This is a genomic window from Steroidobacter sp. (genome assembly GCF_036406195.1).
Taxonomy (GTDB): Bacteria; Pseudomonadota; Gammaproteobacteria; order Steroidobacterales; family Steroidobacteraceae; genus Steroidobacter.
Map to the genome: position 1 here is coordinate 22,340 of NZ_DASWVW010000017.1, position 14,457 is coordinate 36,796.

The window sequence follows — 14,457 nt, forward strand, 5'->3', positions numbered from 1 at the left end:
TTTCGAGAACTGAACACGAATGGAACGACGAACCGCGACCCTGGCTCAGCGCGAGTACGATCTGCTCATCATCGGAGGCGGTGCTTTCGGTGCCGCCGCCGCGCGTGACGCGGCCTTGCGCGGCTTGAGCACTGTGCTGCTGGAACGCAATGACTTCGGCAGCGGCGCCTCGGCGGAATGTTTCAAGATGGTCCATGGCGGCATTCGTTATTTGCAGCATGCCGATGTGCCTCGCCTGCGAGCCTCGTGCCGCGAGCGCTCCGCTCTGCTGCGAATCGCACCGCATCTGGTGAGCCCCCTGCCCATCGCCATTCCCACTTATGGCTATGGACGCAGCGGCAAGGCATTTTTGGGCACCGGTGCTCGCGTATACGACTTGCTGACGCTCGACCGCAATCGCGGCATTCGCGATCCGAATCGTCAGATCGGCAACACCCGGCAGCTCTCGCGCAGCGAGCTGTTGGCGATGTTTCCTCATCTGCAAGCGTCCGATCTGACCGGCGCCATCGTGTTCGAAGACGGCCAGATGTACAACGCCGCGCGACTGGTGCTCGCCTTCGTCAAGGCAGCGGTCGCTGCCGGCGCCGATGTTTGCAATTACGCCGAGGCGAGGCAGTTTCTCTGGTCAGGCAACAAGGTGCGCGGCGTGCGCGTTCGCGACCAGCTCAGCGGCGATGAATTCGACGTTCGTGCGCGGCTGACGCTGAATGCGGCGGGGCCTTGGGCCGACTATCTGCAAAGCGATCCCGAACACTTCGGGACTACCCGACGCCTGCCCTTCTCGCGCGATGCGTATTTCATCATCGAGCGCGAGCCCGGCTCTGCCTATGGCATCGCCATTCAAGGCTTGAGCCGTGACAAGGACGCGCTGCTCGGGCGCCAGACCCGTCACTTGTTCGCCGCGCCCTGGCGCGACAAGACGCTGATTGGCGTCTGGCACAAGTTGTTCCCGGAGTTTCCGGATCTGGCCTGCGTGCAACCCGAGGAGATCGAGGCCTGGATGGCGGAGATCAACACGGTCTATCCAACGCTGCGGCTGCGACCCGATGAAGTGAGCTTCGCGCATTGTGGACTGGTGCCGTTCGGCGAAACGGCCACGGCCACCGAGCTGAGTTTCGGCAAGGAATCGCGCCTGGTCGATCATCGACGCACGCACGACGTGCACGGGCTGGTCAGCCTGGTGGGCATTCGCTTCACCATGGCTCGCGTCGACGCGGCGCGCGCGCTCGATCTATTGCTCAAACAGTGGGATCGTGCGCCCGCGGCGTCCGCCAGCGATCGAATCGCGTTGCCCGGCGGCGAGATCGAAAACTTTGCCGCTTTCGAGGCGGCGGCCAGCCGTGCCTTGCCCGCAGGGGTCCGACTGCAGAGCCTGCAAGGACTGCTGCGCAATCATGGAACCGGCTATCGCGCGGTGCTCGACGCAAGCGGCGGCTCCACCATCGTCAATATTCCGGGCACCAGCACTCTTGCCGCGGAAGTTCGTTATGCGGTGAGCAATGAAATGGCCGTGCATCTGGACGACGTGGTCATGCGCCGAACAGACCTTGCCGCCGGCTCGCACCCAGGCCGGGCAGCATTGCTCGCCACCGCGGCCGAGATGGGCCGATTGCTGTCATGGTCAGCCGAGCGTTTGCATCAGGAGATCGCCACGACGGAACGCACTCTGCAACGGCATTTAGCGCGCGATTCCAGCTCGACGGCTGCACCAGATCATATGGAGCCTCGCGCCACTGACGCCGCCAGTGCGACGGCATCGTCAGCGAGTCATGGCGCGATGCTTGCAAAAACCATGGTAAGAGCGACTGCATGACTTATACCTCGACAACATCTGCTCAGAAGTTGCTCGTAACGGGGGCGACCGGTTTCATCGGCTCGCGCCTGGCGTTACGGGCCCATCAGCTCGGCCTGGACGTACTGGCGACAGGTCGCGCCGAGCTGCATATCGAAGTCGAGCGCCTGCAGGAGCTGCGCGCCGCCGGCGTCCGAGTCGAGACCGGTATGCTGCAGGATCTCGCGCTGGTCGATCGCCTGCTGCAGGATCGCGATACGGTGATTCATCTGGCCGCCGCCCAACACGAGGCCGAGATGCCCGAATCCTACTTCCGCGCCATCAACGTGGACGCCGTGCGCACGTTGCTGTCGGCTTGCCGCAATCACAACGTGCGTCGCTTCGTCTATGGCAGCACCATAGGCGTTTACGGAGATGCGGGCGAATCGTTGCTGGACGAAGACAGTCCGGTGCGTCCGGATAACGTCTACACCAACACCAAGCTCGAAGCCGAGTCGGTGCTGCGATCGTTCGAGAACGACCTGGAAACCTGCATCGTGCGTATTTCCGAAACGTACGGTCCCGGTGACCGCCGCCTGCTGAAATTGTTCCGCAGCATCGCGCGAGGCCATTTCGTGATGATCGGCAGCGGCAACAACCGCCGGCAGTGCATCCACGTCGATGATCTGGTTCGAGGGTTGCTGACTGCGGCCCAACATCCCAACGCCGTGCGGCGGACTTTCGTGTTCGCCGGCAGCGAGATCATGACGACGCAGGAGATGGTCCGGCGCATTGCGCACGTGCTCGACCGCAAGCCGCCCCGCCTGCAATTGCCGATGTGGCCCTTCGTTGCAGCCGCTGGAGTCATGGAGACCACGCTACCGCCACTGCGCCTCGCGCCGCCCTTACACAGCCGGCGACTGGATTTTTTCCGCAAGTCTTTCGTTTTTTCCACCGTCCGGGCACATTCGTTGCTAGGCTTTCAGCCAACGATCGATTTTCTGACCGGGGCGGCCGACACGGTCAGCTGGTACCGGGCTCGCAGCTTGCTGCCGCGCCCGGACGTGACTGAGGTCACCAACCGGCAATCGGCTTGAACACTATGTCAGCGTACTTTCACAGCTCATCCTTCCGCTCGCGCCGGCGTCCGCACCGGCCGGCGACTCAGGACCTCGACACGACCACCGACGTGCACGAGGAGAATACGGCTGACCTCGCGCCTGCCACCGCCGACATTGTTCCTGGCGAAATGCCGCGTGCCACACTGGCAGCCCCTGCGGAGCACCGAGCGGCGCCCACTCTCACCGAGTCCGCAACTCCTGCGACTGCAGCTGCCACGAAAGATCAGCCGCCGGCGCCAACACTTACCGTGGAGCCAGTGACTGCGCCAGTGACTGCGCCAGTGACTGCGGATGTGCCGCCGGACCTCGTCGCGTCGACGGCAAAAGTTTCATCGTTACCGCCGACGGTCGATATATATAACGGCCCGCCGCTCACTGCTGCCAGGCCGGCAGCACCTGCAGCTTCGACGGTCGCCGCGGCTCGCAAGATTTCCACGCTCAAGTCGTCGGAGTCGCAGCGTCCCGCGCTGGCACCGGGCAAAGTGCTGTGCGACCGCTACTTGCTTGAACAAGTCATTGGCTGCGGTGGCACTGCCATCGTTTTCCGCGCACGCGACATGCTCTCCGCCAAGGGTACCGCGCCGAATCTGCAAGTCGCGATCAAGACGCCGCGACCGGAGCTCGGCAACCCGCAACGCGCGGCGATGCGGCTGAAACACGAGTTCGAGCACGCGAAGTTGCTATCGCATCCGAGCATCGTGCGCGTCCTGGAACTGCACGAGGACGAAGGCCGCAGCTTCATGACCATGGAACTGGTCCAGGGCAAGCTGCTGTCGCAGCTACTGCGCGACTGGACCATGATGCCCCAGCCGCTCGCTCACAAGATCCTGCGCAAATGCGCCGAAGCTTTGCAGTACGCGCACAGCCAGAACGTCGTGCATGGCGACTTCAAGCCGGGCAACGTTTTCATCACGCCGGAAGAAGACGTGCGCATCGTCGATTTCGGCACCGCCGCCGGCCCGACTTCCAGCGATTCACGCATTCCCGCGGGCACGCCGACTTACGCAAGTCCTGAAGTGCTCGCCGGCGGGACGCCCGATGTACGCGACGATGTGTTCAGTTTCGCTTGCGTGGCATACGAAGTCCTGACCGGCCAGCACCCGTTCGGCCGGCAATCTTCGTTACAAGCGCGTGACGAAGGGAAGATTCCGCCACGGGCATGGAACCTCTCGACCTCGCAGTGGCTCTCATTGCTCTCGGCCCTGTCGTGGACGCGCGAGCAGCGTCCCGACAGCGTCGAGGATCTGCTGACGCGCCTGAGTGCCGACCAACCCGTGATGGCAGCGCCGACGCCCGTTCATATCGACCCCGAGGAAGCTGTGTCCGCTGAACTGCCCGCAGATTTGATGCCGAAGCAACGCAGCTGGGGATTCTTCGCTTTCATCGGGTGCGCGCTACTGGTGACGTATTTCGCGTTTCAACGGCGGAATGCTCAGGAAGACGTGACGCCCGCGCCTGCTATCGTGCCTGCCGCGGTCTCCTCGCCATCGGTTGCGCCACCCAAGCCAGCTGCACAGCCCGAGACAGAAGCAGCGGCGCTGGCACCCGAGAAAGCGGAGGCGCCCGCCAAGAGCTCAGTTGCAACAGCGAGCGCTGCGCCGGTCGCCACGAGAGCACGGCCCGCAGCACCGCCGATCAGCGAAATCTCGTTCGAATCCTCCAGCATCGTCACCAGCGAGGGCTCGGTGGCCGCGGTCTTTCTCATCAAGCGTTCGCAGCCGCTGTCGGGCCGCGTCAGCGTCAGCTGGAAAGCAACGAGCGGCACCGCCGATGCCGGCATCGACTTCGCTTCGAACGCGTCCGGCACCGTGACCTTCGCCGACGGCCAGGCGCAACGTGCCATCTACGTGCCGTTACGCAACGATCTGCTTGCCGAACAAGACGAGTCGTTTTACGTAGAACTGATCTCGCCGAAGTCGGCGCGCCTGGGTAAGACGGTGCGCGCCGAAGCCATCATTCGCGACGACGATTGATTAAGTCCCTCAGCCGCGAATCGCCACCGCGGCGACTTTCTTGCTCAGCACGTTCACCTTCTTGCCATACATCCGGAACACGATACGCATGCCCAGCTCCAGCACGCTGGTCACCGCGAGCCCCACGTAGTTCAGTGGATTCTTCCAGAACACGTACAGCTGCAACGCAAACGGCTTGATGTCGCGAAAGCCGCCCAGTTGCAACAACTGCCCCAGGCTGTATTCCGTGACGATGTAAAAATGGTCGATGTTGTGCGCAAGGTTTTCAGCGCCCACGAAAGGATTGGCGCCATTCATCGCATACACGATCACGCGCCCACCGGGGCGAAGCGCCGCGTGGCACAGCTGCAGGAACTCGATCGTCTCCTGGTGGGTGAGATGATTCAGTTCCTGCTCGGGAATGATCACGTCGAACTGGCCCTGGCATTTTTCCAGGTACGGGAACGCTTCGGCGGCCTCGCACGGCAAGTTGTGGCGCCGTGCGTGCTCGACCTTCGCCGGATCCGAATCGATGCCGACCACGGATTTGTACCCCGCCTGCGCCAGCACGTTCAGCAGATAACCCGGCCCGCAACTCACCACCAGAATTTTCGCGGCTTTATCGGCCGGCAGATGCGGCAGGTAGTTGGCCCGATAGTAGGCAGCGAACGAGCTGTAGCCCGCTTCGATGTCGGCCGGCGCCTGCCAATAGGAATCGAACGGTTCCAGGCGAGCCGCCAGGACACGGCGTTGCGGCGCCGCGCGCTCGGTGACAATGGGCTGAGCACTCATGATCGGATTCCCCAGAGCGAACAAAGGTCCCGAAAATTCACGACCGCGTAGACAGCGGCCGCGAGATCAAAGGGCTAAATACCGCGTGCCGTCGGATAGTTCCCCCCAATGGATCCCCCATGCACACGAGTGCCGACATGGCGGTCCAGGCATGGAACTTGCTCCTGCTAGCAGATCATGCGCATCCTTCTTTGCAACTACGAATACCCACCGCTCGGCGGCGGTGGCGGTGTGGTCATGGCCGCGCTCGCGCGCCAGCTTGCGCGTAGTCATGAGGTCACTGTGCTCACGTCGCGAGCTGGAGACCTCGCCGCTGAACACCGCGACGATGGCGTGCGCGTGTTGCGCGTTCCCGTTTTCTTTCGACGCGAGCTGGCCGTGGCGAATTTTCCATCCATGGCTGCTTATCTGCCGACTGGCTTCTTGCGCGGGCTGCGCTTCGGGCGCAAAGACTTCGATGTCATGAACACGCACTTCGTGGTCCCCACCGGTCCCTTGGGACATGCGCTGGCGCGCTGGCAAGGCGTTCCCAATGTCTTGTCGGTTCATGGCGGCGATCTGTTCGATCCGAGCAAACGCAGCTCACCGCACTTGCATGCGCCACTGCGAGCAGCCGTGCGGTGGATGCTGCGCTCGGCGGATGACGTGGTCGGTCAATCGCGCGACACCGTTCGCCATGTCACCGACTTGTATGGCGTGCGCCGGCCCGTTGAATTGATTCCGCTGGGCATCGACCGCCCGCCGCCAGTGCCTCCGGCCTCGCGCCAGAACCTGGGGCTGCCGGCCGATGCGTTCGTGATGATCACCGTCGGCCGCCTGGTGGCACGCAAGGCGACGACACAGATCATCGACATGTTCGCCGCGAGCAACCTTCCCAACGCGCATCTGGTGATCGTCGGTGACGGTCCAGACGCGCCCGCTATCGACCAGCGCGCAACCGAGCTTGGCGTTCGCGACCGCGTCCACATGCTCGGTCTGGTCTCTGATGTGGAGAAGTACGCCGCATTGTCCGTCGCCGATGTGTTCGTCACCGCCAGCCAGCACGAGGGCTTCGGCCTGGTGTTCCTCGAAGCCATGGCGTTCGGCCTGCCGGTGCTGTGTTACGACCGGGGCGGGCAGACGGACTTCCTGGTCACGGGTGAAACAGGCCACGTCATCAAGTTGAACGACCAGGAAGCATTCGTGCGCGCGCTCATTGAATTGCATCGGGACCGGGATGCGCGCGCCCGTTATGGCCAACACAATCGGCGGCTGGTCGAGAACTATTTCATCGACACCTGCGCGGCTCGTTATGAGCAGGTCTTCGAACGGGCCATTTCACACCGGCGTACCGGGACGAGCCGCAACGCGCCGCTGAACCGCATGGACGCTAGTGCCTCCGACCACCCTCCAACCGCCAATCGCTAACCGCCAACCGCAATGTGTGGCATCGCCGGTATCATCAACTCAGATCCGCAACGTGAGCAGGCGCTGCGCCGGATGCTCGGCGCACTCAAACATCGCGGTCCGGACGACGAAGGGATCTATTCCGATCGGCATGCCGCGCTGGGCCATCGCCGCCTGTCCATCATCGATCTGGCGGGCGGCCAGCAACCGCTGTACAGCGCGGACCGCTCGCTGGTGCTGGTCTGCAACGGCGAAATCTACAACTACCGCGAGCTGCGCCGGCGCTTGGCACAGGATGGCCATCGCTTCCTGACCAACAGCGATTGCGAAGTGATCCTCGGCCTGTACCAGCGTCATGGCGAGCAACTGCTGGATCACCTGCGCGGCATGTTTGCATTCGCTCTTTGGGATGCAAAGAATCAGCGCTTGCTGGCGGCGCGCGACCATCTTGGCCAGAAGCCGTTCTTCTACAGCGCCGGCGAGCAAGGCTTCGCGTTCGCTTCCGAGATCAAAGCACTGCGAGCGCTGGACCGGCGGCGTCAGCGAATGAATCTCGCCGCGCTGGATCAATATCTGGGCCTGCGGCTCATCGACGCGCCGTTGACCATGTTCGAGGGCATTCACAAGTTGCCCCCCGGCCACTTGCTGACGTTCGAGCCAGGCGCCGCGCCGCGCATCCGCCGTTATTGGCAGTTGCGCCAGAATCCCAAGCTGGCAGGCAGTGAAGAACAGTTGCTGGATGAGCTGCAAGCCCGACTGCAAGAGACGTTGCGCCTGCATCTGGAAAGCGATGTGCCCGTGGGCGCATTCCTGAGCGGCGGCATGGATTCGAGCCTGCTGGTGGCCATGCTGTCTCGTGACTTGAAGGTGCGGCGGCTGCCGACCTTCACCATGGGACTGAATTATCAGCGCTTCGATGAAGCACCGGCCGCTCGCGCAGTGGCCAGGCTGTTCGACACCGAACATCACGAAGAGCGCGTGCGACCCGAAATCGCCGCGCATCTGCCCGATCTGGTTTGTGCCCTCGACGAGCCATCCGATCCCTTGTCGTTATGTACCTGGTTGCTCGCGAAGTTCACTCGGCAGCATGTGAAAGTCGTCATTGGCGGCGACGGCGGCGATGAATTGTTCGGCGGCTACGATCGCTACTATGGCAATCTCTACGCCGCGCAATACGGCCGTCTGCCGGAAGCCCTGCGCCGCAAGCTGCTGGCACCAGCAATGGCGATGATTCCCGAATCCGGCTGGTACAAGAGCTTGGGACATCAGCTGCGCTGGCTGCACCATCTGTCGTTTCATTCCGGCAGCGCCCGCTACGCAGCCAGCCTGAACTATTTCTATTTCAACCCCGACAAGCGCCGCGCACTATACACGCGCGAAATTCGAGAGCGTTGGCCGAATCTCGATGCGGAGGCGGCGATCCGCCGTCCCTATGAAGAGTCCGAAGGCGGCGAGCTCGATCGCATGCTGTACGCCGACAGCCTGGTGCGTTTGCCCAATCATCCAGTGATGATCACCGATCGGATCTGCATGGCTCACGGACTGGAGGCGCGCAGTCCGTTCATGGATCACGAGCTCGCCGGTTTCGCGGCGCGCCTGCCGGCAGCGATGAAAGTACGTGGCGGAAGCCTGCGCTACATTCAACGCAAGCTCGCGGCCCGGTATCTGCCGCCGGAAATTCTCGATCGCCCCAAGCAGGGCTTCTCTTCGGCCCTGCCCTATCTATTGCAAGCCGAATACACGCGCCTGTACCAGACCTGTCTGAGGCAATCGCAGCTGGTACAGGATCGCGTGCTCGACCGGCACGCCATCGCGCAACTCGTCGACGAGCATCTGGCCAGGCGGGTCGATCACGGCAACCGGCTATGGCTGCTGATCAACGCCGAGATCTGGTATCGCATGTGCATTCTCGGTCAATCCAAAGAAGACCTGCGCCGCGAACTGGTCGCGGACGAGCGCAACACGCGCCGCGTCGGCTGAGCATTCCCTGTACCGGTGACCTCGAACGTCTGCACGAAGCCTATACGTCGCTCGTGCGTCGCTCGTGCGTCGCTCGCCTCGGACCGACGCCGGATTGCGACGTTTTCGCTATTGACGCCGGTAGAGCACATCATCGTCCTTCAGTGCTACGACCTGGTCTTCCGGGCGCTCGAGGTGGAATTCAATCCGATGTTCGTGTTCGCTGCCGTACCCCTGCCCACCCTGGTTTCGCGCCTGCCCATCTCGCTGCGTCCGCCGACCGATCCAGTCGCGCCGGCGACGACAGGCGCCAGCGTCGGAACATCATGACCCGTCAAGATATCAGTCCACTGCGCGCCGATCTGAAGCGTCGCTATGCGATGACGACGGGAAGTACACTGCGCCGTGTACTCACATTGGCGCGCGCTCCAGGCACGCACGCCGTGCTGGTACTGCGTTTCGGACAATGGAGCCAGCGCCAGCCCGCACTGTTGCGACTATTGTTCGATCCGCTCTATGCCATCCTGGATTTGTTCATCCAGGCGTTCTGGGGCATCGAGATTCCTCGCCGCACGCGCGTGGGACCGGGGCTATACATCGGTCATCACGGCGCCATCACGGTCTCTTCGGGCGCCGTCATCGGCCGCAACTGCAACCTGTCACAGAACATCACTATCGGAGTTTCGGGCCAGGGCGGCAAGCGAGGCGCGCCGACGCTGGGCGACAATGTCTACGTCGCACCGGGCGCGCGACTGGTGGGCAAGATCAACATCGGCAACAACGTGAAAATTGGCGCCAACGCCGTCATTTACAAGGATCTGCCGGACAACGCGATCGCGGTGATGGAGCCGGGCTTCAAGATCATTTCTTTTGCCGGCAACCGATCTGCGGATAGCGGTTAGTGGTTGGCGGTTAGTTCTGTCACTAACCCCCAACCGCTAACCGCCAGCCACTAGAAAGATTCAACCCCAGACCGATTCATCATCGGTCTGAGGCGAAATCCCCCTGAGCACTCTTCTTGGCGTCGTTTCTTCGGTCAGCGGGCATACGAGTAGTACGCCGCTTCTTCTTGCGCCTCGGATCGATTCAACACCACCCCCAGCAAATTCATTTCCTGTAGCAGTTCCTTGGCACCGCGCAAGGCATCGCGGCTGGTGATGCCTTCGGCGACCACGAGCAGCATGCCATCCACTTGCGGCGCGAACGCCAGTACATCGTCGGACGCCAGCACCGGCGGCATGTCGAATATCACGATGCGCCGTGGCGCCTCCGCTTCCAGCGCTCGCACCAGCTCATCCATGCGTGGCGAAGTAAGTAGCTCCGACGCATTCGCGACCGCCTGGAAATTTGGAATGACCGCCAGGCGCTCGATTCCGCCCGGCGAGTAGATGATCTGTTCGAAGGTGGCGTCGCCGAGCAGGAAATCGGTCAGGCCGCGCTCGCCCAGGCTCTTGTTCAGTCCAATATAATCGGCCACTTTCGGCCGCTGCAGGTCCAGATCGACCAGGAACACCCAGGTGTTGGAATCCTGCGCCAGCGCCATGGCGAGATTGATCGATGTGAGCGTCTTGCCCTCGCCCGCCGTCGCGCCGGTGACCGCGAACGAATACCACTGGTTGGCTTCGAGCCGACGCAGCATGCGAGTGCGCAGAATCTTATAGGCGCGCAAGGCACCGGGATCGGTGATATGCGGGAGAATATGGTTCTCCTCGAGCACCGCCCGCTCCAGCGTGACCGGCTGAAAGCGCCGCACGCTGGCTGCATCGACGGCCGGGGGCGGCACACGCCGCAGCCGCGGCCGGTTCCCCGGGTGCTCAGGCGAGGCAGGACGTTGGTGGCGTTCCGCCGTCTTGCGCACTGCCTCTTCAATGATGCTCATTTGCGTGCCTCGCTGTCGGGTCAACCGCGCTCAAATAATAGCGCCTCAGGCAATGAATCTAACAACTACCGCTGCGATGGCGATCGCTGCAACCATGGCACCAGCGGTCGCGGCGTAAGCCGGTGCCGCGGCCTTGCGGCCCTTGCCAGCTCGCTTGATCACAGGCACCGCGGTCAACGGCGCCACGCCCAGGATGTCCTGAATATCCCGAGCGCCACGCACGGTGGTGTCGAACAGCTGCGCCAGGATCACTGAAGTAATGGATGCAATCACGCCGAGTACCACGGCGATGATGGCGATGCCCAGGCGCGCCGGCTTGGCCGGTTCTTCGGGAATCTTTGGCGACGACTTCACGCGGAATTTGTCAGCGGTGCCGCCGGAGATGGCAGCCTCGCTGACTTCTGCATCCATCTGCCGCCTCAACAGCTCGTCGTACTTGGCGCGAGCGCTGGCGAGATCGCGAGTGACTGCCTGATATTCGCGCTCGACTTCCGGGGCCGCGACAATTCGGCCTTCCAGGCCGCTCAATTTGGCTCGCAATTCCATGGCTCTAGCCTGCAAGGCTGCGAGTTGCGTATCGGTAGCATTCAGCTGAGTCTGTAGTTGTACTGCCATGGGCGAGTCGGCGAAAACACTTCCGTCTGCTGATTCACCCGAAGCAATTCGAGCTTCCAGCGCTTGGATGTTACGCACGAGGCGCTGTACGTCGGGATGGTCTTCGCTGTAGCGCTGACGAGCTTCGGCGAGGATGGAGCGCTGCGTCTGCAACTGCGCCTGCAACGACTGGCCGCCGGCGGAACCTCCGGCTTTCAATTGATCGATCTGCCGCCGCAGCATGATCAGGTCCGGATGGCTCTGATCGTATTGCACGCTCTTGCGGGCATATTCGTCTTCGAGCGCTCGCAGACTGGCGGCCTCGGGATTGGCGGCGCGCGCCTGCTGCAATTGAGCAACCAGAAATACTCGCTCCCGGCGCAGTGCCTGCATCTGCGTCTCGACGTTCCGAATGTCGCTCTCGGTACGATCCATCACGCTGAGGTTCATTTCGTTGAGCTCGGGCAGCTTGCCCGCGTTCTTGGATTTGAATTCGGCCAGCTTGGCTTCCAGGCCTGCCACGTGCGTGCGCATGCGCTCCGCTTCGCGGGCAAAGAACTTGGCTCTACCGCCGGCCTGCCGCGCCCGATCGTTGCGATTCTCTTCGAGGAAGGCGTTCACCAGCCATTCGGCGCCTTGCTGAGCACGCTCCGGACGCGCGTTGTCGTAAGCGACGGTGAACGCGGTCACCACATCGCGCTCGCGACCGGTATTCGGGTCCAGAATCGGCACGGTGACGATGTCGACCTTGATGTCACCTCGCAACTTCGCCAGCGCGCCCGAGGGATCTTCATCCTGCTCGTCGTAGAGCTTGTGCTCGCCGAGCAGCCTGGCCAGATTGCGGTCGCTCAACACTACGGTGCTGAGGCTGCGCACGTACTGGTCCGCATACGGCGTATCGTCAGGATCCTGCGCCAGCGAATTGGGATTCTGTTTGATGTTCTGCGCACCCTCGAGCTCGATCTGTCCTTGCGAGCGATAGACATCGGGCAAGCCGAGCGCCAGGGCGATGCCGAGCGCGATGATGGGCAGCCCCACCATCAGCAACAGCTTGCGACGCTTGCGCAGGGTGCCCAGATACTCGCCAAAGCCGGCGCTGTCCGGCTCGCGGCCGGTCGAGGAGGAGGATGGCGTCTGCATGTTGCTAGTGGTTCAGATCGTTGATGACTCGAACACCGATTGCTCGACTGTGATGCCGTTTTGCAGCGCGCAGCCAGTCATTCGGATCGCTTGGGTTCGTACACGATGCCGATCAGGAACGAGTTCGCGGTCCGATCGGAAGGCTCGTCTTCGTATTCCTGCCAGCGGTAGTTGTACGTGCCGATGAGCGACCACTGCCGCAGCCAGCGCCACTCGAAACCCAGCTCGCCGATAGCGTACTCGCGCGTCGGGTACGTGCCGTCCTCGACCTGCTCGTCGCGTGACAGGCGAGCGCCCACTCTGAGGGCAACCCGTTGTGTGACATCGTGATCGAGCCTCAAACGCAACTGATAACGCTCCACCACGGTTCCCGCCGACACCGGCCCGACGCTGCGCGTGAAGTCCAGAAACAACCTGTTACGTTCGCTGGCCCACTGGCCACCCGCGCCACCGGTGACATTGGTGTCACTCGAACCGCGCTCCGGTTTGGTCTGTTGCGCGCCGATCCGGACATACGCGCGCGAATTGGGTGAATACTGTGTATTCCATTCAACCTCACCGCCATACGCATCGGTCTTGGCGGTGGTCTCATACTGGAACGCCACCGCTCGCACCAGCACTGCCGAGCGCGGCGAGGTGAGGAAGCCAAAGCCGGCGCCAGCGCCCTTTTCGCTGAAGTCTTGCTGGAAACCGGGCAACTGGCTGTCGAAGTCCGCCTTCAGGTAATGGGCATTCAGCTCCATGCGGTAACGCTGCGAGATGTCGTACTCGAAGGACGGCGCGATTCGATAGAAGTCGCGGCGGTTGCGTGTGAGGAAGCGGCCCGAGTCGCCTTCGGTAGGCTCGCCCAGTCCGCCGCCCTCGCTCACGTCCGGCAGCTCGCTGCGCGTCACGTCTTCGTGAGAATAGGTGAAAGGAACATCGAAGCGCCGGCGCGGCGTGACATCGGAGAAGCCAGCTGTCAGGTAATAGTTGTTCGCGTCCTCGCTTTTCTCGTCCGGGAAGTAGGTCGAGTTGATGCGCGGTGTGATTTCGAAGGTGGTGCGTGGATCGACCGTCCTGAAAGTCACACCGATATCGGCCTCGCCGCCGGACACGTCGACTTCCTGCCCATCCTGATAGAGGCGGAAGTTGTCGCTGTAGCGATAACCGGCCTGCACGCGCGGCGCCACTTCCCAATTGGCCGCGCCGGCGCCGCACGCGACGCAGAACGTAGCCAGCCCGAGCGGCAGCACTGTTCCCAGGTTCGTTCCGTTCGATTTTGATTTAAGGCACAACAACGACGTCTCCTGCAATCAGCTCGATGTTGGTTTCCAGACGACGGCCGCGCACCACTTCGGGATAGCGGAACGCCATTGCGGTTTGTTTCTCGCCCTGGCCGCGCAACACGATGATGTCGTTGGTGGCCGCGAACGGCGTCGTGCCGCCGGCCATGCTCAACGCCTGCATGATGTTGACGCTGGGATTGACGATGAATTCGCCCGGCTTGTTCACCTGACCGAGCACGAAAATCTTGTTGCCCTTGATCTCCTGCACCGAGACGGTGACCACCGCACCGGAGATGTATTTGGCGAGCCGCTCTGACACCAGCTTGTTGAGATCGGCGACGGTCTTGCCACGCGCATCGACCTCACCTACCAGCGGAAAAGAAAATGCGCCGTCGGGACGCACCAGCACCGTACGCTGCAGGTCCGGCTCCTTCCACACGGATATTTCCAACGTGTCGCCGGGCTTGATGACATACGACGCCTGTTGTGCGTGCACGGCCTGCATGCCAAGCACGAACATCATCAGCATTCCCCACACCCATCGCATTTTCGACATCGATGCTGCTCCTCCAAACATTCGCCTCACGCTGTAGCC

General features: G+C 62.5%; 12 protein-coding genes. 7 read left to right on the forward strand and 5 right to left on the reverse strand.

Annotated elements, in window-relative coordinates:
• Positions 1-19: 19 nt before the first annotated feature.
• From VGE08_RS07550 to VGE08_RS07560, 3 genes are all read left to right on the forward strand, one after another.
• On the forward strand, positions 20-1,813 hold the full coding sequence (locus tag VGE08_RS07550; RefSeq protein ID WP_331067251.1) for a glycerol-3-phosphate dehydrogenase/oxidase: 1,794 nt from the start codon (positions 20-22) through the stop codon (positions 1,811-1,813).
• On the forward strand, positions 1,810-2,868 hold the full coding sequence (locus VGE08_RS07555) for an NAD(P)-dependent oxidoreductase (RefSeq protein WP_331067252.1): 1,059 nt from the start codon (positions 1,810-1,812) through the stop codon (positions 2,866-2,868). The genes VGE08_RS07550 and VGE08_RS07555 overlap by 4 nt, the downstream gene beginning before the upstream one ends.
• Before the next feature lie 281 nt (positions 2,869-3,149).
• Complete coding sequence (locus VGE08_RS07560) at positions 3,150-4,865, forward strand: protein kinase domain-containing protein (RefSeq protein WP_331067253.1); 1,716 nt, start codon at positions 3,150-3,152, stop codon at positions 4,863-4,865.
• Positions 4,866-4,874: 9 nt separating this feature from the next.
• Here VGE08_RS07560 and VGE08_RS07565 read toward each other — a convergent pair whose 3' ends face one another.
• The gene (locus VGE08_RS07565; RefSeq protein WP_331067254.1) at positions 4,875-5,636 is read right to left on the reverse strand and encodes a class I SAM-dependent methyltransferase; all 762 of its coding nucleotides are present in this window, start codon (positions 5,634-5,636) and stop codon (positions 4,875-4,877) included.
• 177 nt (positions 5,637-5,813) lie between these two features.
• On the opposite strand from VGE08_RS07565, the gene VGE08_RS07570 reads away from it, so the two are divergent.
• From VGE08_RS07570 to VGE08_RS07585, 4 genes are read left to right on the forward strand one after another with little or no spacing between them, the layout of a single operon-like run.
• Complete coding sequence (locus VGE08_RS07570; RefSeq protein WP_331067255.1) at positions 5,814-7,043, forward strand: glycosyltransferase family 4 protein; 1,230 nt, start codon at positions 5,814-5,816, stop codon at positions 7,041-7,043.
• Between the two features lie 12 nt (positions 7,044-7,055).
• Positions 7,056-9,002: an asparagine synthase (glutamine-hydrolyzing) gene (gene asnB, locus VGE08_RS07575; protein ID WP_331067256.1), complete on the forward strand. Its 1,947-nt coding sequence runs from the start codon at positions 7,056-7,058 to the stop codon at positions 9,000-9,002.
• A gap of 15 nt (positions 9,003-9,017) precedes the next feature.
• Positions 9,018-9,311 (forward strand): hypothetical protein, encoded by a 294-nt coding sequence (locus VGE08_RS07580; RefSeq protein ID WP_331067257.1) that lies wholly within the window; start codon positions 9,018-9,020, stop codon positions 9,309-9,311.
• A complete protein-coding gene (locus tag VGE08_RS07585) occupies positions 9,308-9,883 on the forward strand; it encodes a serine acetyltransferase (RefSeq protein WP_331067258.1) in 576 nt (191 codons plus the stop codon). The genes VGE08_RS07580 and VGE08_RS07585 overlap by 4 nt, the downstream gene beginning before the upstream one ends.
• A gap of 134 nt (positions 9,884-10,017) precedes the next feature.
• Here VGE08_RS07585 and VGE08_RS07590 read toward each other — a convergent pair whose 3' ends face one another.
• The 4 genes from VGE08_RS07590 to VGE08_RS07605 form a co-directional block, all read right to left on the reverse strand.
• On the reverse strand, positions 10,018-10,860 hold the full coding sequence (locus tag VGE08_RS07590; protein WP_331067259.1) for a CpsD/CapB family tyrosine-protein kinase: 843 nt from the start codon (positions 10,858-10,860) through the stop codon (positions 10,018-10,020).
• A gap of 45 nt (positions 10,861-10,905) precedes the next feature.
• On the reverse strand, positions 10,906-12,594 hold the full coding sequence (locus VGE08_RS07595) for a GumC family protein (RefSeq protein WP_331067260.1): 1,689 nt from the start codon (positions 12,592-12,594) through the stop codon (positions 10,906-10,908).
• A 77-nt stretch (positions 12,595-12,671) separates the two neighbouring features.
• Positions 12,672-13,829, reverse strand: a complete 1,158-nt coding sequence (locus tag VGE08_RS07600; RefSeq protein ID WP_331067261.1) for a hypothetical protein — start codon at positions 13,827-13,829, stop codon at positions 12,672-12,674.
• A gap of 31 nt (positions 13,830-13,860) precedes the next feature.
• Positions 13,861-14,418: a polysaccharide biosynthesis/export family protein gene (locus VGE08_RS07605; protein ID WP_331067262.1), complete on the reverse strand. Its 558-nt coding sequence runs from the start codon at positions 14,416-14,418 to the stop codon at positions 13,861-13,863.
• Positions 14,419-14,457: the final 39 nt, after the last annotated feature.

Bases quoted from the DNA above. Each gene is read 5' to 3' on its own strand.
- VGE08_RS07605 (WP_331067262.1), bottom strand. From the start codon at position 14,418: ATGTCGAAAATGCGATGGGTGTGGGGAATGCTGATGATGTTCGTGCTT.
- asnB (WP_331067256.1), top strand. From the start codon at position 7,056: ATGTGTGGCATCGCCGGTATCATCAACTCAGATCCGCAACGTGAGCAG.
- VGE08_RS07565 (WP_331067254.1), bottom strand. From the start codon at position 5,636: ATGAGTGCTCAGCCCATTGTCACCGAGCGCGCGGCGCCGCAACGCCGT.
- VGE08_RS07595 (WP_331067260.1), bottom strand. From the start codon at position 12,594: ATGCAGACGCCATCCTCCTCCTCGACCGGCCGCGAGCCGGACAGCGCC.
- VGE08_RS07590 (WP_331067259.1), bottom strand. From the start codon at position 10,860: ATGAGCATCATTGAAGAGGCAGTGCGCAAGACGGCGGAACGCCACCAA.
- VGE08_RS07555 (WP_331067252.1), top strand. From the start codon at position 1,810: ATGACTTATACCTCGACAACATCTGCTCAGAAGTTGCTCGTAACGGGG.
- VGE08_RS07585 (WP_331067258.1), top strand. From the start codon at position 9,308: ATGACCCGTCAAGATATCAGTCCACTGCGCGCCGATCTGAAGCGTCGC.
- VGE08_RS07570 (WP_331067255.1), top strand. From the start codon at position 5,814: ATGCGCATCCTTCTTTGCAACTACGAATACCCACCGCTCGGCGGCGGT.
- VGE08_RS07550 (WP_331067251.1), top strand. From the start codon at position 20: ATGGAACGACGAACCGCGACCCTGGCTCAGCGCGAGTACGATCTGCTC.